The organism is Stenotrophomonas sp. TD3, from assembly GCF_001939825.1.
Classification (GTDB): domain Bacteria; phylum Pseudomonadota; class Gammaproteobacteria; order Xanthomonadales; family Xanthomonadaceae; genus Stenotrophomonas.
In genome coordinates, this window is sequence record NZ_MOYM01000001.1 from 54,732 (window position 1) to 77,648 (window position 22,917).

Sequence of the window (22,917 nt, forward strand, 5' to 3'; positions counted from 1 at the left end):
TCACCCCCAACCAGAACAAACCAACCCAGCCCCGCCAACACCGTTCGCGATCCACCTGGCCTATCCTTGCCAACCATGCTCTCCACCCGCTTCCTCGACTCCCTGCAGTCCATTCCCGCCACCGACTGGGACGCCCTGCACGACGGCCAGAATCCGTTCGTCAGCCACGCGTTCCTGTCTGGCCTGGAACAACACGGTTGCCTGCGCGAGGACTGGGGCTGGCAGCCCCGGCACTTCACGCTGTGGGAGGGTGACACCTTGGTCGGCGCCATTCCGGGCTACCTGAAGACCAATTCGCACGGCGAGTTCGTGTTCGACCACGCCTGGGCCAACGCCTATGCCCGGCATGGCCGTGACTACTACCCGAAATGGCTGGGCGCGGTGCCGTACTCGCCGGTCACTGGCCCGCGGCTGCTGGCCCGTCACGATTCAGAGCGCGCCGCGCTGCTGTCGGCGTTGCGTGCTGCGCTGCCGGCACTGGACGTGTCGTCGGCCCATATCAATTTCCACTCCGCTGGCGACGAGGCGCTGTTCGGCGATGACTGGCTGCTGCGCGAGGATGTGCAGTTCCAGTGGCAGAACCCGGGTGAGTGGGCGACCTTCGATCAGTTCCTCGGTGCGATGGACCACAAGCACCGCAAGAACATCCGCCAGGAACGGGCCAAGGTCACCCGCCAGGGCATCACGTTCCGCGTGGTGCATGGCGACGAGGCCAGCCGCGCCGACCTGCAGGCCATGTACCGCTTCTACCTGCAGACGTTCCTCGAATACGGCAATGCCCCGGCGCTGACCGAGGCCTTTCTGCGCCATCTGGCCATTTCATTGGGGCGCGGGCTGGTGCTGTTCCTGGCCGAGCAGGAGGGCCAGCCGATTGCCGGTGCACTTTGCCTGCGCGGCGGTGACACGCTCTATGGCCGCTACTGGGGTGGCGCGACCCTGCCCGGCCTGCACTTCGAGGCCTGCTATTACCAGGGCATCGAGTACTGCCTGCGCGAAGGGCTGACCCGTTTCGAGCCCGGCGCGCAGGGCGAGCACAAGCTGGCACGCGGATTCCTGCCTGCACTGGTGCGCAGCCGGCATTGGGTGGCCGATCCGGAGTTTGCCGAAGCACTGCAGCAGTGGTGCCGGCAGGAGCGGCGTGATGTGCGGCGTTACCAGCAGGAACTACAGGGGCATGGGCCGTTCCGCGCAGAGCCGTAGCGGAAAAGCGTGCCAACTGAGGCCGGCACCCACCAGGGCATTGGGCGGGGGCGAGGTTGGCACCGCCCAGGGCGCTGGGCCAACCAAAGTTGGCGTCTACCAGCGCGATGGCGCGCGTACTGCGCTCAGGTGCACTGCCAGAAATGCCCACTCACCCGGCACGTCGCGCACCAGAACGTATAGAGCATGCCGCCGCTGCCCCACAGCAGCGTGCCCTCGCCCGTGGTCGGCAGCGTCGAATCCAGCTGCATCACGAAGGGCATCTCCTCGCCGCAATCGATGCACGCCGGGTACCAGGCGCTCTGCACCCAGCTCGGCGCTCCGCCCACGCGCGACAGGTTCTGCCGATGGTTGGACTGGCCCCAGTCCTGTTGCTGCCAGCGCACGCTTTCCAGGGCCACAAGACCCACCTCGGCCTGCATCAGGTCGCCGCTGTCGGTGGGCGTGTTCGGCACCTCGCGGTACTGGCTGGGATGGCAGCTCGGCAGGCCGGCGTCGTCGTGGCGATAGAAACGCACGGGCGGATCTTCCCAGCCGCAGCAGTCCAGGCAGAGCCCCAGCGTGATCTCGCCCGCTGCACCCGGCTGCAGCGAGGCAGCGTCGGTCTGCAGCAGGCGCTGCAGCGGTGCGTGACAACCACCGCACTGGGCGTCCAACAGCCCACCCATGCGCCCCGTGTGATGCACCTGTCCGCCATTCCAGGTCGGATGCAGGCGCCAGATGCGCTTGCGCCAGCTTGGCTCGTCGGCCACCTGCGCGCGGTGCTGCTCACGGCCGAAGCGGATGTGCAGCGGCCTCTCGCCGTGCAGGCGACGCGGCTGCGGACTGTTGGCCACGCCTGCCCAGTGCGCCCAGACCTCGGCATCCAGCCGGCCCCAGTCGACGAGGTAGCCCCGGGCAACGGCGTAGGTTTCGGGCCGAGCAGCAAGCAGCAGTGCCCTCGCGCGCGCCATCTCCCGATCATCCCCGGCCTCGGCCAGCCTCTGCGCCCAGTGCACAGCGGTCGCGGCGGGCAGGCCCTGCCAGACCTGCGAGGCCAACTGCACCTCATCCTCGTGGGCCACCACCAGCAACGCCTCCCAATCGTCCTGCAGCACCTGCGGCGCCTGGTAGCTGGCGAACTCCATCACGCTGGTCAACAGTTCGCCTCGCTCGCCCTCGCGATAGCGGCGCCATGCATCGGCCGCGACCGCGGGCACCGCCTCGTCCGGCAACAGGTCCAGCGCCATGTCGAGGAAGGCCGAGCCGGGCGAGCGTCGCGCCACGGCCTGCAGCATCAACTCACCCAGCTGGCGCGGATGCTCGGCGGCCAGCGACAGCAGCATGCCCTGGCTGTCGTTGCGCGTGCGCGGGGTGTCATGCAGGTCGAGGATGGCTGAGATCGGGTCGCTCATTCGCAGGCTCCTTGCCGGTGAAGCGTGATGGTGCCAGACATCACCCATCACCACGGCGAATACAATGGCAGCATGACCCGCCAGCTGCCCTGGCGCCTGGCCGACGCGCCGGACGCCCCCTTCCCGCCGGCCGAGACCGCACTGCGCCAGCCCGACGGCCTGCTGGCGGTGGGCGGCGATCTGCATCCGGCACGCCTGCTCAATGCCTACGCCGGCGGCATCTTTCCATGGTTCAGCGAGGGCGAGCCGATCCTGTGGTGGTCGCCCGACCCGCGCATGGTGTTCCGTACCGATGGCGTGCATCTGTCCAGCCGCTTCCGGCGCCAGTTGCGCGGCAGCACATGGGAGGTCACCGCCGACACCGCCTTCAGCCGGGTGATGCGCGCCTGTGCGGCGGCACCTCGCCCCGGCCAGGACGGCACCTGGATCAGCCCCGACATGGTCGAGGCCTACAGCCAGTTGCACGACCTCGGTTTTGCCCACTCCTTCGAGGTCTGGGACCGGCAGACGCTGGTCGGCGGCATCTACGGGGTGGCGATCGGAACGATGTTCTTCGGCGAGAGCATGTTCAGTGGCGCCAGCGGCGGCTCCAAGATCGCCCTGGCCGCGCTGGCATCCACGCTTCACGGCTGGGGCTGGGCGCTGATCGATGCCCAGGTGGAGAATCCGCACCTGCTGCGGATGGGCGCCGAACACCTGCCGCGCGCGGCGTTTCTGGAGCACGTCCGCCACGCGGTGCGCCATGACGGCCGTGAAGGCCCGTGGACACAGGCGGTCGGACGCTTGCCGGCACGGCGTTTGGCCGGGGGTTAACACAAACTTTGCAAGCTGGGCCCGTCACGCGTAAAATACCGCGCCTTAGGCCCAGCGTGGCCGTTTTCTGAACCGCACAGGACTACATGTCGAAAGACGATTCCATCGAGTTCGAGGGCACCGTCAGCGAGACGCTGCCGAACACCACTTTCCGCGTTCGTCTGGAAAATGGGCACGAAATCATCGCCCACATCTCCGGCCGCATGCGCAAGAACTACATCCGCATCCTCACCGGTGACCGGGTCAAGGTTGAAATGACCCCGTACGACCTGACCAAGGGTCGTATCACCTACCGCATGAAGTAAGCGGTCGGCGCGCTGCGCCACTTCGACAAGGCCAGCCCTGGTTGCTGGCCTTTTGTCATGCCTGCAATCCGGCCCTGCCGGAGGTCATCGTGACCGAACTCACCGTGACGTCGGTCAGCCCTGCTTGCGGCAGATTCGCCCCTGCACGCATGGCGGCATCGTGAGACCCGATCCAGTCCGGATCGCCATCCCCCTGCCCCGCCATGAACATGCTCCCGCTGACTGCTCTGCTCGTCGCCGTTGCCGCGTCCGCCAGCGCACCGCCTGCGCGCGCCGCCGATACCCCCTCCACCACAAGCGACTGCGTCCAGCTGGGCAGCGACCAGCAGATCGTGCGCGCCGGCGTCTCGCGCAACATCCTGCTGCGCAATGGCCAGGACCACTATGTCGTGCACTTCCAGAACGACTGCTCCACTGCGGGCTATTCGCGGAAACTGAGCTTCTTTACGGAGGGCCAGCCGGGCCTGCTGTGCGACGCTGGCCGCAGCCAGCTGCGCACCGACTCCGACCATTGCAGGGTGGCGCAGATCGAGCCGATCGACGCGGCCACCTTCAACAAGAAGGCCCGCCAGCGCAGCCACTGACAGCGCATATGACAAGGGCGGCCGAAGCCGCCCTTGTCATGAAGGGTGTCACCGCTCAGGCGCAACCAGTGGCAGCACCCGTGGCTGCTTGTGTTGCCGCGCCAGCCAGAGATCGTAGTTGGATTGCAGTCCCATCCAGAAAGCCGCCGTACTGACCCCGGCCATTTCCAGGCGAATGGCCAGATCAGGACTGATGCCCGCCTTGCCGTTCAACACCCGCGACAATGCCACCCGCGACATTGCCAAGCGCTCGGCCGCTTCGGTCACCGAGAGATCCATCGGATCGAAGACCATTGCCTTGATCGTCTGCCCTGGATGTGGGTGGTGATGAATCATGCGCGGCCTCAGTGATAGTCCAGGTAGTCCAGCAGCTCCACGTCGCCACCGGTGAAACGGAAGGTGATCCGCCAATTCCCATTGACCCATACGGACCAATGCCCCTTCAGGTCGCCCCGCAGCTTGTGCAGGCGCAATCCAGGCATGGCGAGATCCCCGGGCGCCGAGGCCGCATCCAGGATCGACAGGATCATCAACACCCTGCTGGTGTGACTGTGCCGGATCCCACTGCCGATACCGGAACGGTAGAGCCGCTCGAGGCCCTTGTGGCGAAAGCCGATGATCATCACTGTATCCCGTATCGTTGCGCGATACAAATGAAGCAATGCCCCATCGCGCTCACGGAACAGCATCGATGCCCCCGCACCCATCCAGCAAGGCCGCAGGCGACAGGCCCAGAACAACAAGGGCGGCCGAAGCCGCCCTTGTCATTTCAGGTCCACCGGGCCAGGCCCGGCGTCAGCTCACTCCACGGTGACCGGCAGCAGGCGCTCCGGTTCGGCCTGGGTCTCGACCACCAGTTCGTCGTCGCGGACATCGATGTTCACCTTGCCGCCGTTGACCAGCTTGCCGAACAGCAGCTCGTCGGCCAGCGGACGCTTGATCTTGTCCTGGATCACGCGGGCCATCGGGCGCGCACCCATCAGCGGGTCGAAGCCGTGGTGGGCCAGCCAGTCACGCGCGGTCGGGGTGGCCGACAGGCTGACGTGCTTGTCCTGCAGCAGCATCTCCAGCTCGATCAGGAACTTGTCGACCACGCGCAGGATGTGCTCGAAGCCCAGCGCCTGGAACTGCACCACCGCGTCGAGGCGGTTGCGGAATTCCGGGGTGAAGCTGCGGCGGATGGTCTCCATCGCGTCGGTGGCGTGGTCCTGCTTGGTGAAGCCGATCGAGCGCCGCGAGGCCTGCGCCGCGCCGGCATTGGTGGTCATCACCAGCACCACGTTCTTGAAGTTGGCCTCACGACCGTTGGTATCGGTCAGCACGCCGCGGTCCATCACCTGCAACAGGATGTTGAAGATGTCCGGGTGCGCCTTCTCGATTTCGTCCAGCAGCAGCACGCAGTGCGGCGTCTTGACGATCTTCTCGGTCAGCAGGCCGCCCTGGTCGAAACCGACGTAGCCCGGAGGCGCACCGATCAGGCGGCTGATCGAATGCGGCTCCATGTACTCGGACATGTCGAAGCGGACCAGCTCGATGCCCAGCTGCAGCGCCAGCTGCTTGGTCACCTCGGTCTTGCCGACACCGGTCGGGCCGGCGAACAGGAAGTTGCCGATCGGCTTTTCCGGATTGCCCAGGCCGGAGCGTGCCAGCTTGATCGCCGAGGACAGTGTCTCGATGGCCGGGTCCTGGCCGAAGATCACCATCTTCAGGTTGCGCTCCAGGTGCTGCAGCACATCCTTGTCGGTGGCGCTGACCTGCTTGGCCGGGATGCGCGCCATTTTGGCGACGATCGCCTCCACTTCCTCGACGTCGATCAGCTCCTTGCGCTGGCCTTCCGGCAGCAGGCGCTGACGGGCACCCGCCTCGTCGATCACGTCGATGGCCTTGTCCGGCAGCAGGCGGTCGCCGATGTGCTTCACCGACAGGTCCACGGCCGCCTGCAGCGCTTCGTCGGAATAGGTCACGCCGTGGTGCAGTTCGTACTTGGACTTCAGCCCCTGCAGGATCTCGTAGGTCTCGCCAACGGTCGGCTCGACGATGTCGATCTTCTGGAAGCGGCGGGCCAGCGCCCGATCCTTCTCGAAGATTCCACGGTATTCCTGGAAGGTGGTCGAGCCGATGCAGCGCAGCTCACCGGAGGCCAGCTCCGGCTTGATCAGGTTGGAGGCATCCATGGTGCCGCCCGACGCCGAACCGGCACCGATGATGGTGTGGATCTCGTCGATGAACAGCACCGCATTGGGTACCTTCTTCAACGCGGTCAGCACGCTCTTCAGGCGCTTCTCGAAGTCGCCACGGTACTTGGTGCCAGCCACCAGCGCGCCCAGGTCGAGCGAATAGATCACCGCGTCGGCCAGCACGTCAGGCACCGAGCCCTCGACGATGCGGCGGGCCAGGCCCTCGGCAATCGCGGTCTTGCCCACGCCGGCCTCACCCACGTACAGCGGGTTGTTCTTGCGGCGGCGGCACAGGACCTGGATGGTGCGCTCGATCTCGTCGGCACGGCCGACCAGCGGGTCGATGCGACCGGCCCGGGCCTGTTCGTTGAGGTTGCTGGCGAACTCGGTCAGGGCATCGCCCTTCGGCTCACCCTCCCCACCCTCCATGCGGCTCTCGCCCTCGGAGGAAGAGGACGGCTGCTCGCCCTCCTCGCCCAGCTTGGCGATGCCGTGGGACAGGTAATTGACCACATCCAGACGGGTCACGTCCTGCTGGTTGAGGTAATAGACGGCGTGCGAGTCCTTTTCGCCGAAGATGGCGACCAGCACGTTGGCGCCGGTGACCTCCTTCTTGCCCGAGGACTGCACGTGGTACACGGCCCGCTGCAGCACGCGCTGGAAGCCCAGGGTCGGCTGGGTATCGCGGCCGTCATCTTCGGCCAGGCGGGACACGGAAGCCTCGATGGCCTGCTCCAGCTCCTGGCGCAGGCGTTCGGCGTCGGCACCACAGGCCTTCAGTACGGCCTGGGCGGACGGGTTGTCGAGCAGTGCCAACAGCAGGTGTTCGACCGTCATGAACTCATGCCGGGCCTCACGGGCGCGCTTGTAGCACTGGCCGATGGTGTGTTCGAGGTCTTTGCTGAACATGGATTACTCCGGCGGCAGATGGGGACAATATGCGGCCTGACTACGCGATTTCCATCACCCTAGCGGATTGCTGCGTTCAGATGGCGTTAGCAGTGCGAATCGCTTGATCTTCATTCACTCCAGGACAGCCCACCCAGCATGAGCGAACCCTACCTGAGCCGCTGGCGATTGCGGCGTGATGGCCCGGCCATCGAAACGCCCCGTGCCCAGCTCTGGCCGGTGCTGACCGCCGCCGGCGAACCGGCGATGCTGAAGGTCAGCAGCGAAACCGAAGAGCAGAACAGCCATCGCCTGCTGCGCTGGTGGGACGGTGACGGCGCCGCCCGCCTGATGGCCCACGAGGGACCGGCGATCCTGATCGAGCGTGCCGGCGGCGACTCGCTGCGGCAACGTTCGATCGACGGCGACGATGACGCCTGCACCACCCTCCTGTGCCAGGTCCTGCAGCGGCTGCACCGGCCACGGAGCGCGCCGCCAGACGACCTGGTCTGCCTGCGTAGATGGTTCGTCGACCTGCTGCAGCCAAGGGCGGCGCTGCCACCACTGCTGGAACAGTGCAGATCGCTGGCGGAAGGCCTGCTGCAGGACGAGCGCGAGATCCGGCCGCTGCACGGCGACCTGCATCACGACAACGTGCTGGATTTCGGCGCGCGTGGCTGGCTGGCGATCGACCCGAAGCGGCTGCTGGGCGACCGTGCGTTCGACTACACGACGATGTTCAGCAATCCGGACCTGTGCGGCCCCGGCATCCATGTGGCCACCCGGCCCGAGCGGTTTGCCGCCCGGCTGGAACAGGTGAGCACACTGGCCGGCCTGGAGCGCACGCGCCTGCTGCGCTGGATCGCGGCCAGCATGGCGCTGTCGGCAGTGTGGTTCAGGGATGACGGCGACCCGGCCGACGTGGACGAGGCGGTAGCGCGGATGGCGCTGGAGGCGCTGGCGGAGGCGTGAGCCAGCGTTCTGGTAGATGCCCACCTTGGTGGGCACGGCCGCCCGGGATCGATACAGGCCTCATGCCCTGGTAGGTGCCCACCTTGGTGGGCACACCCGGCCGGTGCCGATACGCCCGGGCAGAAAGCAGTCGAGCATGGCTCGACTCTACAGATTTCCGCTTGGAAGGTGCTCACCTTGGTGGGCACGCCCATCCGGGAACGATGCGCCCGGACGAAATTCGGCAGCCGCTCAGGCCTTTTCCATCGTGCACAGCAGCGGGTGCTGGTTCATCCGCGAGTACTCGTTGACCTGGGCGACCTTGGTCTCGGCCACTTCGCGGGTGAACACCCCGCAGACGCCGCGGCCGCGGGTATGGACGTGCAGCATCACCTGCGTGGCCTTGTCCAGGTCCATGCTGAAGAACTGCTGCAGCACATCCACCACGAAATCCATCGGGGTGTAGTCGTCGTTGAGCAGCATCACCTGGTAGAACGGCGGCGGCGCCACTTCCGGGCGCGCGGGCTCCACGGCAACGCCGTGCTCGTGCTGGGAATCGGGGGAGGACTCATGGGGCATCCACCCATTATAGAGGTAGCGCCGGGCCTGCGTCGGCCCGCCGCAGATTGGACGGCACGCACGCCCACCGTCACAATTGCACCTTCTTTCAACGTTGCTTCACAGGATCTTCATGAAAAGGACCCTTCTCCCCGCCCTGCTGATCGCCCTGACCGCTGCCGGCTCTGCCGCCGCCGCGACCAGCGCCGACAAGTCCGTGGCCCGCCACCTGGACAAGCTGGGCTACACCTACGAAGTCGACGAGGATGGCGACTACCGCATGGTCTTCGACGTCGAGGGTGACCGCACCCAGATGGTCTACGTGCGCTCGGCGGTGGAAGATTTCGGCAGCCACAACATCCGCGAGATCTGGTCGCCGGCCTACAGCGCCAAGACCAAGCAGTTCCCGGTGGCCGTAGCCAACCGCCTGCTCGAAGATTCGCAGGACGCCAAGATGGGCGGCTGGGTAAAGCAGGACACCACCGCCATGTTCGTGGTGAAGATCGACGCCGATGCCACTGCCGACCAGCTCAGCGACGCCATCGATGCGGCCATCCGCACCGCCGACGCGATGGAGCTGGAACTGACCAAGAAGGACGAGTTCTGAGTTGAACGCCACGCCGGACCCGCGCTGGGCACCGCACGCCACCGTCGCCACGGTGGTGGTCGACGGCGGCCGCGTGCTGCTGGTCGAGGAGACCATCGACGGCCGCCAGGTGCTGAACCAGCCGGCCGGCCACCTCGAGCCGGGCGAAAGCCTGGCCGAGGCGGCCCTGCGCGAGACCCGCGAGGAAACCGGCTGGACCGTGCAGCTGACCCATTTCATCGGCTGCTACCAGTGGACCGCCGGCGACGGCACTGCCTTCCTGCGCTTCTGCTACGCGGCGCGCCCGGTCTCGCATGACCCGGCGCAGCCGCTGGACACCGGCATCGACCGCGCGCTGTGGCTGACCCCGGCCGAGCTGCAGGCCGCCGGCGAGCGCCAGCGCAGCCCGCTGGTCTGGCAGGTGGTGGCTGATTACCTGGGTGGCCAGCGCCATCCGCTTTCGCTGGTCCGGGAGGTCGCATGAGCACTCCGCGTGTAATGGTGGGCGTCTCCGGTGGCGTCGATTCCTCGGTCGCCGCCTGGCGCCTGGTACAGCAGGGCGAGGCCGTGGCCGGCCTGTTCATGCAGAACTGGGCCGACGACGGCAGCGGTGACTGCCGCGCCGAGGATGATCGCCGCGATGCGGTGGCCGTCTGCGGCCTGCTGGGCATCCCGTTCCACTTCCGCGACTTCTCCAGCGAGTACTGGCAGGGCGTGTTCGAGCACTTCCTGGCCGAGTACGCGGCCGGCCGCACCCCGAACCCGGACGTGCTGTGCAACCGCGAAGTGAAGTTCAAGCACTTCCTGGATGCCGCCCGCGAGCTGGGCGCCGAGCGCATCGCCACCGGCCACTATGCGCGGGTTACCCAGCGCGGCCACCAGTGGCTGCTCTTGCGCGGCGCCGACCGCTCCAAGGACCAGAGCTACTTCCTGCACCAGCTGGGCCAGGAACAGCTGGCAGCCACCCTGTTCCCGATCGGCGACCTGGAAAAGAGCGACCTGCGCCGGATCGCGCGCGACGTCGGCCTGCCGACCCACGCCAAGAAGGATTCCACCGGCATCTGTTTCATCGGCGAGCGCGATTTCCGCGAGTTCCTCGGCCGCTACCTGCCGGCCAAGCCCGGCCAGATCCTCGACCCGGCCGACGGCAGCGTGATTGCCGAGCATCCGGGCGTGTTCTATTTCACTCTGGGCCAGCGCGAGGGCCTGAACATCGGCGGCGTGCGTGGCCGCCCGGCCGCGCCGTGGTACGTGGTCGGCAAGGACGTGGCCAGCAACGTGCTGTACGTGGACCAGGACCGCGACAGCCAATGGATGCTGTCCGAGCGCCTGCGTTCGGAAACCGCGCACTGGATCGCCGGCTCACCGCCGGCACGGCGCTTCGAATGCACCGCCCAGACCCGCTACCGCCAGCCCGACGAGCCGTGTACGGTCGAGGTGCTGGACGATGGCAGCGTGCTGGTCACCTTTGCGCGCCCGCAGCGCGCCGTTACCCCTGGTCAATCGCTGGTGCTGTATGACGGTGATGTGTGCCTGGGTGGCGCGGTGATCGCCGCCACCGATGCGCCGCTGGAACAGCGCCTGCGCACCACCCCTTCCCCTTTTGAGGTAATCGCTGCATGAGTTTCACTGTCGACGACCGCGTCCTGGCTTTGGCCGGCATTGCCCAGGCCCTGCAGCAAGTACGCCGCATCGCCGATACCGGCCATTCCGACGCCGCTGCCGTGCGCACCGCCGTGGACAGCGTGTTCCGCGTCGATGCGTCCTCGCCGCAGGAGGTGTTCGGTGACCGCCATGCACTGAAGGCTGGGCTGCGCCTGCTGCACAACTACTTCCGCAGCCAGGGCCAGGACCCGATCCTGCCCAAGCTGGCCCTGTCGGTGCTGCAGCTGGAGCGCCGCTTCGTGCAGGACGGGGCGACCGTGAACAAGGTCGCCTCGGGCATCGAGCGCGCCCAGCGCCAGGCCGTCGAGCTGGGCGACAGTGGCCACCCGGACGTACTGGCCAACCTGGGCGGCCTGTATGCCGACACCATCAGCCACCTGAAGCCGCGGGTGATGGTGCAGGGCAACCCGCACTACCTGGGCCAGGCCGGTGTGGTCGCCGAGATCCGCGCCCTACTGCTGGCCGCGGTGCGTTCGGCGGTGCTGTGGCGCCAGCTGGGCGGCAGCTACTGGGACTTCCTGTTCAGCCGCAAGGCGATGATCGAGGCCGTGGACCGCCAGCTGGCGTGAGGGCGTGGGGTCAGAGCCCTTTTCCGTGGAAAAGGGATCCGACCCCGTCGCTGCCTGCCCAAGGGGTCGAATCCCTTTCCGGCACGGGAAGGGCTCTGACCCCTAAGCCGCCAAGGCGCCGGAAAACCGGCGCATTCAGAATGCACTTCGAGGCACATCGACGTTAAAGAGAAAGGGGGTACGGCCGATACATCCTCCGTGCACCTCCCGAGAACGTCCATGTACTCACGCATTTTCATCCGTCTGGCCGCCCCCCTGGCTCTGACCCTGCTGCTCCCCTTCGCCATCGGTTTCGAATGGCCGGCCGCCCTGCGCTGGGCGATCCTGACCACGATGACGCTGAGCTGGCTCGGCTTTGCGTGGTGGACCACCCGCGCCCAGGCGCATCGCTCCCCGGAACATGCCCGTGTCCTGCGTGAGCAGGACCAGCTGCTGACCGAACTGCGCAGCTTCGTCGGCAACGAAATCGACGGCTCGCGCGGCGAAGTGGAACGCGCCCGTGACCTGATCCGCCAGGCAGTGTCCAGCCTGGGCGGCAGCTTCGATGCGATGAACCGCAAGTCGCGCCAGCAGAGCCAGGCCCTGTCGCGCATCGTCGACCGCGCCGGTGATGAGGGCAATGCCGGCCTCGACGTTGCCCGTTTCGCCCAGCACGCCAGCCACCGCATGGAGCAGCTGGTGGAAGCGCTGGAACAGGTCAGCGGCCAGAGCAGCACCACGGTGCAGCACATCGACCAGATGGCACAGCACCTGGATGGCATCTTCGCGCTGCTGGAAGACGTCAAGTCGATCGCCGACCAGACCAACCTGCTGGCACTGAACGCCGCCATCGAAGCCGCGCGTGCCGGTGAAGCCGGTCGTGGCTTCGCGGTGGTGGCCGACGAAGTGCGCAACCTGTCCGAGCGCTCGACCACCTTCAACGAGCAGATCCGCAAGCTGGCGCACAGCTCCAAGGACGCCATCGCCAAGGTGCGCGAGACGGTCTCGCACATGGCCTCGCGTGACATGGACCGCTCCCGCGAAGCGCGCCAGGAAGCAGCGGCGATGCTCGACAACGTGGCGCAGATCAACGCTTCGCTGGGCGACGGCATGCGTGAAGTGTCCGAGTGCGCCCGTTCGATCGATGGCAGCGTGGCCGAGGCCGTGCGCGCCCTGCAGTTCGAAGACATCGCCACCCAGGCGCTGGGTGGCGTGCACACCCACCTGGACCGCCTGACTGCGATCAACCGCGAAGCGGTGGCCCTGCAGGAACTGCTGCACCGCAATGGCGGCGTGTTCGACGAAGAGATCGCCACCGCCCTGCAGCGCACCGGCAGCCGCCTGCGCGAACTGCGCAGCGAATGGGAGCGCCCGCCGCACAAGCCGGTCGCCCAGCAGACCATGGGCGCTGGCACGGTCGAGCTGTTCTGATCCTGATGTCCGCTGCCGTTGCCGGCAGCCCACAAGGCCCCGGTTCGTCCGGGGCCTTTGCCTGTAGCCTGCCGTTGGATGCATCCTGTACGCGCACCATGACCCTGATCCGCGCCCTGCCCTCCCTCGCCGACACCGACCGCCCGCGCAACGCGAGCGTGCGTGAGCAGCTGCAGCAGCTGGAAGAGGTGGCACGCGAAGAGATCCGCGAGCTGCAGCAGCTGGCGGACGCGCGGCCTGGCCCGTTGCGGGCGGATGAGGCGCTGCTGGGATTGGCGTGGGACCTGGGGCTGGATGGCGAAGCCCTGAAGTAGATCCACGCCGCGCGTGGATGACGTTCACCGCCAGCCGTTCCACACCCATGGCATGATCCGCCCACGCCCCTTACGGCTGGACACGGAGTGTCATCGCATGAGCACCACGTTCATGACCTGGCTGGGATTTGCTGCGATGGTGCTCATCGCGGTCACCTTTACCTGGCGTCCCGCCTACGCCACCTTGCGGCCGCCCCGGCATCGACCTGTCGCGTTCCTGTTCGGCAGCCTGCTCTTCATGCTGATGGCCTTTCTGTGCGCCTGGATGGCAGCAGCTGCCATCAGCACCGGGCATGTCCATCTGAGCCATCACCGCGCCGGCACCATTGACGTATGGCGGGAGATCGAGCCGGCGACGTATTGGCTGATCATCGTGGCGGCGTATGTGTTCGGACTGCTGATCGCCAGCTATTCGATCGCAGGCATCGCATTGATGAACCGGTAGGTCCACGACTTGCGGGATGGCTTTATGGCTTTCATCTGCCGGCTCTCGCCGCAACATCCACGCATGGCGTGGATCTACTGGCCTGGCGTAATCGCTGTGGCATGATGCCCTGGACTCGCTCATGGAAGACCGATGGCCATCGCCCTGATCGCAGTGCTGTTGATCGAAACCGCCCTTCTGATGGCTTGGGTGGCCGGCTATTTCAGCTGGGGCATCACCCTGTTCAACGAACGCATCGCGGCATCACCGGCCATGCTGGCCCGGCTCTCGCTGGGCAGCCTGGAACGTGACCTGCCGCAGGACAAATGGCTGCGCCTGGCCTTCCATGCGCTGCCCGACGGCAGCATGGCATTCCGTGAGAGCTTTGCGCCGAGCTTCGGCCTGCGCTACTTCCCGGTGATGCGTGGACGCATCGTAATCAACGCGCGACGGCACGAGGTGCGGGTGATCGGCCTGTGCAGCTGGTTCGTGGCGATCTTGTCGCTGCTGCTGTTGCCGCTGGTGGCGATGCGCCCGATGGTGGCGCCCATGCTGCTCGTGCTGCCGTTGTTCCTGGCCAGCTATCTGGTCCAGAAGCGCCGCTATGCGGCCATCGTCGAGGCGCTGCGCATGCAGTTGAAGGCGGAGTTCCCGAGGTAGACCTACGCCATGCGGGGATGATCGCGCGTCCAGGCATCAGTGCCGACCAACGGTCGGCACCCACCAGAGTCGGCACGGTCAGTAGATCCACACCATGCGTGGATGATCGCGCGCGCAGGCATCAATGCCGACCAACGGTCGGCACCCACCAGAGTCGGCACGGTCAGTAGATCCACGCCATGCGTGGATGGTCGCGGGCGCAGGCATCAATGCCGACCAACGGTCGGCACTCACCAGAGCAGGTGTCTGCATCTGAAGTAGATCCACGCCATGCGTGGATGATCGCTGGGTGCCGGCACCCACCAGAGTCTGGTTGTCAGCGCACCAGCACCGCTTCGCCGCTGGCGTCGGTGTGCATCGGTGCCGGGCGCTGCTGACGCAACCATTGCGCCAGATCACGCGGGCTGAGCGGGCGCGAGTACAGGTAGCCCTGGATCTCGTCACAACCCTGGCGGCGCAGCATGTCTTCTTCCTGGTGCGTTTCCACGCCTTCGGCCACCACCTTCATGCCCAGCGCGTGGCCCAGATGCACGATGGCCTGGGTCACTTCGGCCGTGCCTGAGTCATGCAGCATGCCCTGCACGAAACTGCGGTCGATCTTCAGGCGCCCGACCGGGAAACGGTTGAGGTAATTGAGGTTGGAGAAGCCGGTACCGAAGTCATCCACCGCCAGCGGCACGCCGTGCCGCTCCAGCACGTCGAAGCAATGGCGCAGGATGTCGGTGTCACGGATCAGCGCCGACTCGGTCAGCTCCAGCTCCAGCCGCTGTGGCGGCCAGCCGTGGGCGTGGCAGATCTCGATCACGCGTTCGGCAAAGCCGCGATCGCGCAGCTGCACCGCCGACACATTCACCGCGATACGGTCGAAACGCAGTCCGGCGCGGTCCCACGCGGTCGCCTGGCGGCAGGCCTCGTTCAGTACCCAGTCGCCGACGCGGACGATCTCGCCGCACTTTTCGGCAATCGGTATGAACTCGGCCGGGCTGCAGTAGCCGATACCGGGCCGATGCCAGCGCAGCAGGGCTTCGATCGCCGGCGGTTCGCCCTGGTGCGCGTGCAGCAGCGGCTGGTAGGCCAGGCTGAACTCTTCACGCTCGATCGCACCGTGCAGCGCGTGCTCAAGCTCCAGCTTGCGCTGGATGCGGGCCAGTGCGTCCTGGCTGTAGTACTGGTAGGTGTTGCGCCCTGCTTCCTTGGCTGCGTACATCGCGGCGTCGGCGGCGCGCAGCAGTGAATCGAAATCGGTCTGCGCATCGCCCAGCATCGCGATGCCGACGCTGGCGCCGACCTTCAACGTAGTCTCGCCACGGCGCAGCGGCTCGGCCAGCGAGGCAATCAGCTTGCGGGCGACATGACCCGCATCTTCAGGCTCGGCCAGGTCGCGCAGCACGACGATGAACTCGTCGCCACTGAAGCGGCCGAACAGGTCGTTGTTGCGCAGGTTCTGGTGCAGGCGGGTGGCCGCGGCCTTCAGCAGCGCATCGCCGGTGGCGTGACCGAAGCTGTCGTTGATGGTCTTGAAGCCGTCCAGGTCGATGAACAGCATCGCCAGCGAGGTACCGCGGTCGCGCGCTTCCTCGATGGCTTCGGCGGTCTGTTCGCCGAGCAGCACACGATTGGGCAGGCCGGTCAGCAGGTCGTAGTGGGCCAGCAGCTCGATGCGCTCGTTGGCCTCGCGCTCGCGGGTGATGTCACGGAACAGCACCACGAAGCGCGGCGGCAGGCCATCACGACGATCCAGCTCGATCAGCACCTGCACCCAGACACGCAGGCCGGACTGGCGGTAGAAGCACAGGTCCAGCTGCTCGGGCAGGCCGCCGCCGGCGATGCGGACCAGCGCTGCTTCGAACGCATCGCGTGAGTCTTCGGTATACAGCGCCATCGCCTGATCGAGGGTGATCGGCTCCTTGCGCAGGCCGTGGATGCGATAGCACTCCTCGGTCCACTGCATGTGCCGGGTCTGTACCTCGATCTCGCAGCCGCCGATGCGGCCCAGCGCGGAAACGCGGTTGAGCAGCTCGGTGCGCCAGCGGATCAGCGCGTCGGTCTGGTGCTGCTCGGTGATGTTCTGCACCTGGCCGAGCAGGCGCTTGGGTTGCCCGTCCATGTCCAGCAGCGGCTGCATCCACAGGCGCAGATGCTGCGAAGGTTCATGGCCGCGGGTCAGCTCCAGCTCGAGATTGGCGGCCCGGCCGTCACGCCACAGACGCCGCCATGCCGCGCGCAGCGCACCTCGGGAACGCGGGTGCAGCTGCTTCAGCCAGCGTCGCTGGCCGGGCACGGCGCCCTGCTCCAGCGCCAGCAGCGAGCGCAGTTCCGGCGACCACCAGAAGTGGCCGCTGTTGGGGTCGAACGACCAGCTGCCCATGCTGGCGATGCGCTGGGCCTCGCTCAGGTGCAGCTGCTGTTCCTGCAGCAGCGATTCGAGCTGCTTCTGCTGCTCGATATCGGTATGTGTACCGACCATGCGCAATGGCTGGCCATCGGCGGTGCGCGCAACCACACGGCCGCGATCCAACACCCAACGCCACTGCCCGTCGGCCTGGCGGAAGCGGAACTGCGCGCTGTACTGATCGCTGCGCCCACGCAGGTGCTCGTCCAGGGCGGCACGCACCTGGGCGATGTCCTCGCTGTGCACCCGCGACAGCATTTCGGTGGCGGTCTCGTCGCCCAGCGCCGGCGTGCGCGCCACGCGGTCACTGGGGATGTCCCAGTCCCACAGGCTGTGGCCGGCGCTGTCCAGTGCCAGTTCCCAGCGCCCACCACCGTCGACCGGCACCGGCTCGGGAATGCTCAGGGTGAACGCCAGCAGATTGCCGGCGCCGTCGTGCACGGCGCGCAGGTGACCGTCGTAGTGTCCACGCGGGCCACCCGGCAGCGTGCAGGCCACGATGCCGCCATCGGCAGCCATCAGGCGCAGATCTTCCAGCATCGGCGCATAAGCGGCCACGGTGGCCGGCAGGCCATGCTCGCGCGCAGCCGGATTGGCCGCCAGCGGGCGCCCGGTACGGTCGACGATGACCAGCGCCGACGCAAGCGGGTGCTGCAGCAGGCTGGCGATGATCCCTTGGTCCACGCGATCTTGCTCCGGATGACACGCCCGTCAGCGGGGCACGCAGTGGTTAACGGCGCCTGCGGCGGATAATTGAGTGGTCACGGCACGCTGCGGGGTAAGATGACCGGCGCCCCTTTCACCCGCCCCGTCCATGCCCGCAGAACCGACCGGCAACGCCCCAGTTCCCGACCCGCGGATGGCGCAGGCGCTGAGCCGCGACCGGCGCCGGGTGGTGCTGAGCTACCTGGCAATGGCGCTGGCCTGGATGATCTCCACCGACAGCGTTGTGCAGGCGCTGGTGCCGGACCCGCAGCAGGCAGCCCTGTGGCAGGGCCTGAAGGGTTCGTTCTTCGCGCTGGCCAGCGCGGGCCTGCTCTATCTGCTGCTGCGCCCGCTGGCCGAACACGTGCTGCATACCCATGCGCGCCAGCAGGCCTCCGAGCTGCGCCTGCGGCAGATGTTCGAGGGCAACCCCGGCCCGATCCTGGTCTACGACCTGGACACGCTGGCGATCCTCGATGCCAACCCTGCCGCCTGCACCGCTTTTGGCTGGGACCGCGACGAGCTGCTGGAACAGACCATCGACGCCCTGTGGCCGCCGGGCCAGGACCAGGCACTGCAGACCAAGCTGGAGGCGATCCGCGAGGCGCCCGAGGAGCTGTGCATCCTCCGCGCGCAACTGCAGCTGCGTGATGGCTCGCTGCGGCAGATGGAACTGCGCTCCAACGCGATCAGCTACGACGGCCACAACGCCCGCCTGCTGATCGCCATCGACCGCACCGCCGAGGACCTGGCCCAGCTGCGCCGCGACCAGGCGCTGGCCCGGGTGGAGGAAGCCCATGAGCTGGCCCGCATCGGCGCCTGGGAGCTGGACCCGTCCACCGGGCTGGGCCGCTACTCCAACCAGGTCTATCGCCTGCTCGGCCGCCGCCCGCCCGAGGCCCGCCGTTGGCACCGCTTCGACGAGCTGCTGGTGCCGGCCGACCCGGCCACGGCCACCCAGACCGAACAGCTGCTGGCCGAACTGTGCTGCAGCGAGCCGGTACAGGTGGACGTGCTGCTGCCGCTGCTGTCGATGGACGGCCGGGCATTGATGGTGCACCTGCGGGCGGCCAGCGGTATCGATGAAGCCGGCCGCAGCCGCGTGCTGGGCACGCTGCAGGACGTGACCGAGCGCGAGCAGTCGCGGCGCCTGCTGCGCGAGCGCGAGGAACAGTTCCGCGAGCTGGTGCGGGTACTGCCCGACGGCGTGGTGATCCTCTCCGACGAACATGTGCTGTACGCCAACGCCTGGGCCGCCGGCCTGTTCGGCTACGGCAGCCACACCCTGCTGGGCGAGCCGCTGTCGGCACTGGTCGCTGCCGCCGACCTGCCACGGGTGCGCAGCCAGCTGCGCGCCGGCCAGCCCCACCTGGGGCCGGGCCACAGCAGCGTGGTGGCCATGCAGCGTGGCGACGGCCGCAGCTTCCATGCCGGCCTGGCGGTGGGCGAAGTGCGCTACGGCGGCCGCGACTGCAAGCTGCTGATCGTGCGCGACCTGAGCGATTCCGAACGCACCCGCAGCGCGCTGGAAACCAGCAACCGCGAACTGCAGGCGATGGCCGGACGGCTGTTCTCGCTGCAGGAGGACGAGCGTCGTGCGATCTCGCGCGACCTGCACGATGACATCGGCCAGGCCATCACCGCGATCAAGCTGTCGGCGCATGCGGCGCAGGATGAGGACGATCCGAAGCGCCGTGGCGAGGATCTGGCGCAGATCGTCAGCCTGGCCGACACCACCGTGGCCAAGCTGCGCGACATCTCCACCCTGCTGCGCCCCCCGCAGCTGGATGCACTGGGCCTGGAGGCGGCACTGAGCTGGCAGGCGCGGGTGCTGTTCCGCTCTTCGCCGGTGGAGCTGCTGGCCGAGATCGAGCCGCTGCCGCACCGCCCCGACAACAGCATCGAACAGGCCTGCTTCCGCATCGCGCAGGAAAGCCTGACCAACGCGCTGCGCCATGCGCGCGCCAGCCAGGTCCTGCTGCAGCTGCGCGACGTCGGCCAGCGCGGCCTGCACCTGCAGATCCGCGATGATGGCGAAGGCTTCGATCCCGATGGCCCGCGCGGCCTCGGCCTGATCGTGATGCGCGAGCGCGCGCAGAGCGTTGGTGGCCATGTGCGGATCGAGTCCGCGCACGGTGAAGGCACCCTGATCGACGTCCATCTCCCCTACCAGGCGGCCAGCATGGCCGCCGTCGATTCGCCGGAATACTGAGCCTATGTGGAATCCCAACCTGCCCCCGGTCAGCATCGATGATGCCCCCGACCGCCTTGGCGCCGGCAACCCCGAGCTGCAGGCGATGGTTGCCGAGGCAGCCTCCGGCGGCATCGCGCTGATGCTGATGCACGTGGACATCGACCACTTCGCATCGGTCAACGAGAACATGAGTGCCGAAGTGGGCGACCAGGCGCTGGTACTGGTGGCGCAGCGCCTGCAGTCCTACCTGCGCGGGCGCGGCAAGCTGTGGCGGCATGGCAGCGACGAATTCCTGATCGCGGTGCCGCGCACTGCCGATCTGCCGCTGCCGGAAGATTTCGCCGAAGAGATCCGCCAGCAGATGGAGCTGCCGCTGTCGGTGCTGCCGTACACGCTGTTCATGACCGGCAAGCTGGGCGTAAGCCTGTGCCCGGAGCATGCCAGCAGCACGTCGCGCCTGCTCGACCATGCCGAGGATGCGCTGTACCAGGCCGCCCGCGAAGGCGGCAATGCCGTGCGCATCCATGCGGTGGACACACCGCCGAGCGCACACAGCGAGAGCATCATCGCGCGCCAGATCGTCGATGCCATTCCCAATGGCGAGCTGAAGCTGCGCTACCAGCCGCTGGTGAGCGCCCGCGACGGCCACGTGGTCGGCATGGAAGCGCTGCTGCGCTGGCAGTCGCCGACCCTGGGCATGCTGGTACCGGAGCGCTTCATGCGTACTGCCGAGCGACTGGGCATCATCGTGCAGATCGGCACCTGGGTCCTGGAAGGCGCATTGAAGCAGGCGCGGTTGTGGCGCGACCAGGGCTTCGATGACTTCACCATCGCGGTGAACGTATCCACCCTGCAGTTGCTGCGGCCGAACTTCTTCGCCGAAGTGATGTCCCTGCTGCAGGCGGCGGGCGTACCTGCGCAGATGCTGACGCTGGAGATCAATGAGAGCGCGCTGACCAACAACGTCAATTTCGTCCATGAAACGCTGGCCAACCTGCGCAACGAAGGCATCAGCCTGAGCCTGGACAATTTCGGCACCGGCGATTCCAGCCTCAGCGCGCTGGTGCGCTACCCGGTGGACAAGCTGAAGATCGACCGCAGCTTCATCAAGAGCGCGCCGGCCGGCAATCGCGAGGCGGCCATCGCCCGCGCAATCATCGCCATGGGCCACCAGCTGGGCATGACTGTGATCGCCAACGGCGTGGAATCGCAGGCCCAGCTGGGCTTCCTGCGCCGCAACGACTGCGATGTGTTCCAGGGCTACCTGTTCGGCGAGCCGATGTCGGCCGATGCCGCCGGCATGACCCTGCGCCGCCGTTACCTGCGTCCGGAAGCCTTCGCCGAGACCCGCCCGGACCGTACGCTGCTGCTGCTGGACGATGAGGAAAACGTGCTGCGCTCGCTGGTGCGCCTGTTCCGCCGCGACGGCTACCGCATCCTGGCGGCCGGCAACGTACGCGATGCGTTCGATCTGCTGGCGATCAACGACGTGCAGGTGATCCTGTCCGACCAGCGCATGAGCGACATGAGCGGCACCGAGTTCCTGGGCCGGGTGAAGATGCTGTACCCGGATACGATCCGTCTGGTGCTGTCGGGCTATACCGATCTGAACACGGTGACCGACGCGATCAACCGCGGCGCGATCTATCGCTTCCTGACCAAGCCGTGGAACGACGACGAGCTGCGCAAGCACATCCACCAGGCGTTCCGCACCTACGAGGAACAGCGCCGCAGCAATGCCGGGCCGGCGCCGGTGGAAACCGGGGATGGTGGCGAGGATCGGCCGCTGCGGTGATGATCCCCTCCGGTAGAGCCGGCCGCTGGCCGGCTGCTCTGGGGCGTCGGGTTGGATGAGGTTGCCGGCCAGCGGCCGGCACTACCAGGTGCGGTCAGCGCGGCTGCTTCACCGGCAGCACCACGCGGAAGCGCGAGCCTACGCCGGGGGTGCTGTCCAGGTCGATGCGGCCGTGGTGCTTGTTGATGATGCTGTAGGAGATCGACAGGCCCAGGCCGGTGCCACTGCCCACCGGCTTGGTGGTGAAGAACGGGTCGAAGATGCGCTGGCGCAGTTCCGGCGAAATGCCGCCGCCGGTGTCTTCGAATTCAACCCACACGTGATCGCCATCGACGCCGGTGCGCACGGTGATCGTGCCGCGCTCGGCGATGGCATGGCCGGCGTTGAGCAGCAGATTCATGTAGACCTGGTTCAACTCCGACGGCAGGCACTCCACCAGCGGCAACTGGCCAAACTCGCGCACCAGGGTGACCTTGTACTTGAGCTCGTTCCAGATGATGTTGATGGTGGATTCCAGGCCCGCGTGCAGGTCGACCAGCTTCCACGATTCGTCGCGGCCGGAATACGAGAAGTCCTTCAGGTCACGCACGATGCGGGTGACACGCTCGATGCCTTCGCGCGATTCCGCCATCAGCTGCGGCAGGTCGCGGCTGATGAAATCGATGTCCAGGCGGTCACGGATGTCGTCGATTTCCGGAATCAGTGCCTTCGGGTCCGGCGCGCGCAGGGCGCGCTCATAGGCTTCGATCACGGTGAACAGGCTGCGCAGGTACTCCTGCAGGCTGCCCAGGTTGGAGTGCACGTAACCGATCGGGTTGTTGATCTCGTGCGCGACGCCGGCGGCCAGCTGGCCGATCGAGGCCATCTTCTCGGACTGCAGCAGCTTTTCCTGGGTGCCATTGAGGCGCAGGTAGGCCTGGCGCAGCTCGGCGTGGCGCTGCTGCAGTTCGCGCTCGTAGTCTTCCTGCCCTTCGATGTGGCGGAACAGCGCGAGAAAATGCCCTTCGCCGACCGGACCATGGTGGTACAGGTGGGCGATGACCACGCCCTCGCCCAGCGGCAGGCTGCCATTCCAGTGGCCGTGCTGGCGGGCCTGTTCCAGTGCATCGGGGGGCAGCAGTTCGCGCAGCCGCTGCGGCGGCGGCAATCCGCCGTCCTCGCCACTGGCCAGCAGATTCTGTGCGGCCGGATTGGCCAGGGCCACCTGCCCGTCATCGGTGAACAGCAGCAGGCCTTCGCGCAGGCGCTCAAGCAGGGCCTGCAGCACCGGCTGCGGCGGAAGGGGGGCGGTAACCAGGGCGTTGGCAGCGGACACGGCGACTCGGGGCGTTCG

At 67.2% G+C, this 22,917-nt stretch carries 22 protein-coding genes; 15 read left to right on the forward strand and 7 right to left on the reverse strand.

Annotated elements, in window-relative coordinates; genetic code table 11:
- Positions 1-75 precede the first annotated feature (75 nt).
- Entirely contained in the window at positions 76-1,200 is a 1,125-nt protein-coding gene (locus BKE09_RS00225; protein WP_075674510.1) for a GNAT family N-acetyltransferase, read from the forward strand.
- Between the two features lie 125 nt (positions 1,201-1,325).
- Here the strand turns inward: BKE09_RS00225 and BKE09_RS00230 are convergent, their stop codons facing one another.
- Complete coding sequence (locus BKE09_RS00230) at positions 1,326-2,594, reverse strand: hypothetical protein (RefSeq protein WP_075674511.1); 1,269 nt, start codon at positions 2,592-2,594, stop codon at positions 1,326-1,328.
- Between the two features lie 72 nt (positions 2,595-2,666).
- On the opposite strand from BKE09_RS00230, the gene aat reads away from it, so the two are divergent.
- The 3 genes from aat to BKE09_RS00245 all read left to right on the forward strand — a co-directional run bounded on the left by aat (position 2,667) and on the right by BKE09_RS00245 (position 4,296).
- Complete coding sequence (aat, locus tag BKE09_RS00235) at positions 2,667-3,407, forward strand: leucyl/phenylalanyl-tRNA--protein transferase (protein WP_075676519.1); 741 nt, start codon at positions 2,667-2,669, stop codon at positions 3,405-3,407.
- Between the two features lie 86 nt (positions 3,408-3,493).
- On the forward strand, positions 3,494-3,712 hold the full coding sequence (infA, locus tag BKE09_RS00240; RefSeq protein WP_005409596.1) for a translation initiation factor IF-1: 219 nt from the start codon (positions 3,494-3,496) through the stop codon (positions 3,710-3,712).
- Between the two features lie 203 nt (positions 3,713-3,915).
- The gene (locus BKE09_RS00245) at positions 3,916-4,296 is read left to right on the forward strand and encodes a hypothetical protein (protein WP_075674512.1); all 381 of its coding nucleotides are present in this window, start codon (positions 3,916-3,918) and stop codon (positions 4,294-4,296) included.
- Between the two features lie 48 nt (positions 4,297-4,344).
- Here the strand turns inward: BKE09_RS00245 and BKE09_RS00250 are convergent, their stop codons facing one another.
- The 3 genes from BKE09_RS00250 to clpA all read right to left on the reverse strand — a co-directional run bounded on the left by BKE09_RS00250 (position 4,345) and on the right by clpA (position 7,382).
- Positions 4,345-4,632 carry a HigA family addiction module antitoxin gene (locus BKE09_RS00250; RefSeq protein WP_014037147.1) on the reverse strand — a complete coding sequence of 96 codons (288 nt, stop codon included), beginning with the start codon at positions 4,630-4,632 and terminating at the stop codon, positions 4,345-4,347.
- Positions 4,633-4,640: 8 nt separating this feature from the next.
- Positions 4,641-4,985 carry a type II toxin-antitoxin system RelE/ParE family toxin gene (locus tag BKE09_RS00255; protein WP_240502858.1) on the reverse strand — a complete coding sequence of 115 codons (345 nt, stop codon included), beginning with the start codon at positions 4,983-4,985 and terminating at the stop codon, positions 4,641-4,643.
- Positions 4,986-5,096: 111 nt separating this feature from the next.
- Positions 5,097-7,382 (reverse strand): ATP-dependent Clp protease ATP-binding subunit ClpA, encoded by a 2,286-nt coding sequence (clpA, locus tag BKE09_RS00260; protein WP_075674513.1) that lies wholly within the window; start codon positions 7,380-7,382, stop codon positions 5,097-5,099.
- 138 nt (positions 7,383-7,520) lie between these two features.
- Between clpA and BKE09_RS00265 the strand changes: the two genes are divergently transcribed.
- Positions 7,521-8,333 carry an APH(6) family putative aminoglycoside O-phosphotransferase gene (locus BKE09_RS00265; RefSeq protein ID WP_075674514.1) on the forward strand — a complete coding sequence of 271 codons (813 nt, stop codon included), beginning with the start codon at positions 7,521-7,523 and terminating at the stop codon, positions 8,331-8,333.
- Positions 8,334-8,564: 231 nt separating this feature from the next.
- On the opposite strand, the gene clpS is transcribed toward BKE09_RS00265, so the two are convergent.
- Positions 8,565-8,891 (reverse strand): ATP-dependent Clp protease adapter ClpS, encoded by a 327-nt coding sequence (clpS, locus tag BKE09_RS00270; RefSeq protein WP_005416477.1) that lies wholly within the window; start codon positions 8,889-8,891, stop codon positions 8,565-8,567.
- Between the two features lie 112 nt (positions 8,892-9,003).
- Here clpS and BKE09_RS00275 point away from each other — a divergent pair, with 112 nt between their 5' ends.
- The 8 genes from BKE09_RS00275 to BKE09_RS00310 all read left to right on the forward strand — a co-directional run bounded on the left by BKE09_RS00275 (position 9,004) and on the right by BKE09_RS00310 (position 14,498).
- Positions 9,004-9,477, forward strand: coding sequence for a hypothetical protein (locus BKE09_RS00275; RefSeq protein ID WP_075674515.1), 474 nt, complete (start codon positions 9,004-9,006; stop codon positions 9,475-9,477).
- Position 9,478: 1 nt separating this feature from the next.
- Positions 9,479-9,940 carry an NUDIX hydrolase gene (locus tag BKE09_RS00280; RefSeq protein WP_005409590.1) on the forward strand — a complete coding sequence of 154 codons (462 nt, stop codon included), beginning with the start codon at positions 9,479-9,481 and terminating at the stop codon, positions 9,938-9,940.
- A complete protein-coding gene (mnmA, locus tag BKE09_RS00285) occupies positions 9,937-11,079 on the forward strand; it encodes a tRNA 2-thiouridine(34) synthase MnmA (RefSeq protein ID WP_014037142.1) in 1,143 nt (380 codons plus the stop codon). Before BKE09_RS00280 ends, mnmA begins: the two co-directional genes overlap by 4 nt.
- Positions 11,076-11,690 carry a high frequency lysogenization protein HflD gene (gene hflD / locus BKE09_RS00290; RefSeq protein WP_032127363.1) on the forward strand — a complete coding sequence of 205 codons (615 nt, stop codon included), beginning with the start codon at positions 11,076-11,078 and terminating at the stop codon, positions 11,688-11,690. The genes mnmA and hflD overlap by 4 nt, the downstream gene beginning before the upstream one ends.
- Before the next feature lie 219 nt (positions 11,691-11,909).
- Complete coding sequence (locus BKE09_RS00295) at positions 11,910-13,100, forward strand: methyl-accepting chemotaxis protein (protein WP_049445390.1); 1,191 nt, start codon at positions 11,910-11,912, stop codon at positions 13,098-13,100.
- Between the two features lie 98 nt (positions 13,101-13,198).
- Positions 13,199-13,414 carry a hypothetical protein gene (locus BKE09_RS00300; RefSeq protein ID WP_075674516.1) on the forward strand — a complete coding sequence of 72 codons (216 nt, stop codon included), beginning with the start codon at positions 13,199-13,201 and terminating at the stop codon, positions 13,412-13,414.
- A gap of 97 nt (positions 13,415-13,511) precedes the next feature.
- A complete protein-coding gene (locus BKE09_RS00305; protein WP_075674517.1) occupies positions 13,512-13,859 on the forward strand; it encodes a hypothetical protein in 348 nt (115 codons plus the stop codon).
- Between the two features lie 132 nt (positions 13,860-13,991).
- Complete coding sequence (locus BKE09_RS00310) at positions 13,992-14,498, forward strand: hypothetical protein (protein ID WP_075674518.1); 507 nt, start codon at positions 13,992-13,994, stop codon at positions 14,496-14,498.
- 316 nt (positions 14,499-14,814) lie between these two features.
- Here BKE09_RS00310 and BKE09_RS00315 read toward each other — a convergent pair whose 3' ends face one another.
- A complete protein-coding gene (locus BKE09_RS00315; RefSeq protein WP_075674519.1) occupies positions 14,815-17,574 on the reverse strand; it encodes an EAL domain-containing protein in 2,760 nt (919 codons plus the stop codon).
- 130 nt (positions 17,575-17,704) lie between these two features.
- Here BKE09_RS00315 and BKE09_RS00320 point away from each other — a divergent pair, with 130 nt between their 5' ends.
- The gene (locus BKE09_RS00320) at positions 17,705-19,807 is read left to right on the forward strand and encodes a PAS domain-containing sensor histidine kinase (RefSeq protein WP_075674520.1); all 2,103 of its coding nucleotides are present in this window, start codon (positions 17,705-17,707) and stop codon (positions 19,805-19,807) included.
- Between the two features lie 4 nt (positions 19,808-19,811).
- Positions 19,812-21,584, forward strand: coding sequence for an EAL domain-containing protein (locus BKE09_RS00325; RefSeq protein ID WP_049445408.1), 1,773 nt, complete (start codon positions 19,812-19,814; stop codon positions 21,582-21,584).
- A gap of 94 nt (positions 21,585-21,678) precedes the next feature.
- Here the strand turns inward: BKE09_RS00325 and BKE09_RS00330 are convergent, their stop codons facing one another.
- Entirely contained in the window at positions 21,679-22,899 is a 1,221-nt protein-coding gene (locus BKE09_RS00330; RefSeq protein WP_014037133.1) for an ATP-binding protein, read from the reverse strand.
- Positions 22,900-22,917 lie beyond the last annotated feature (18 nt).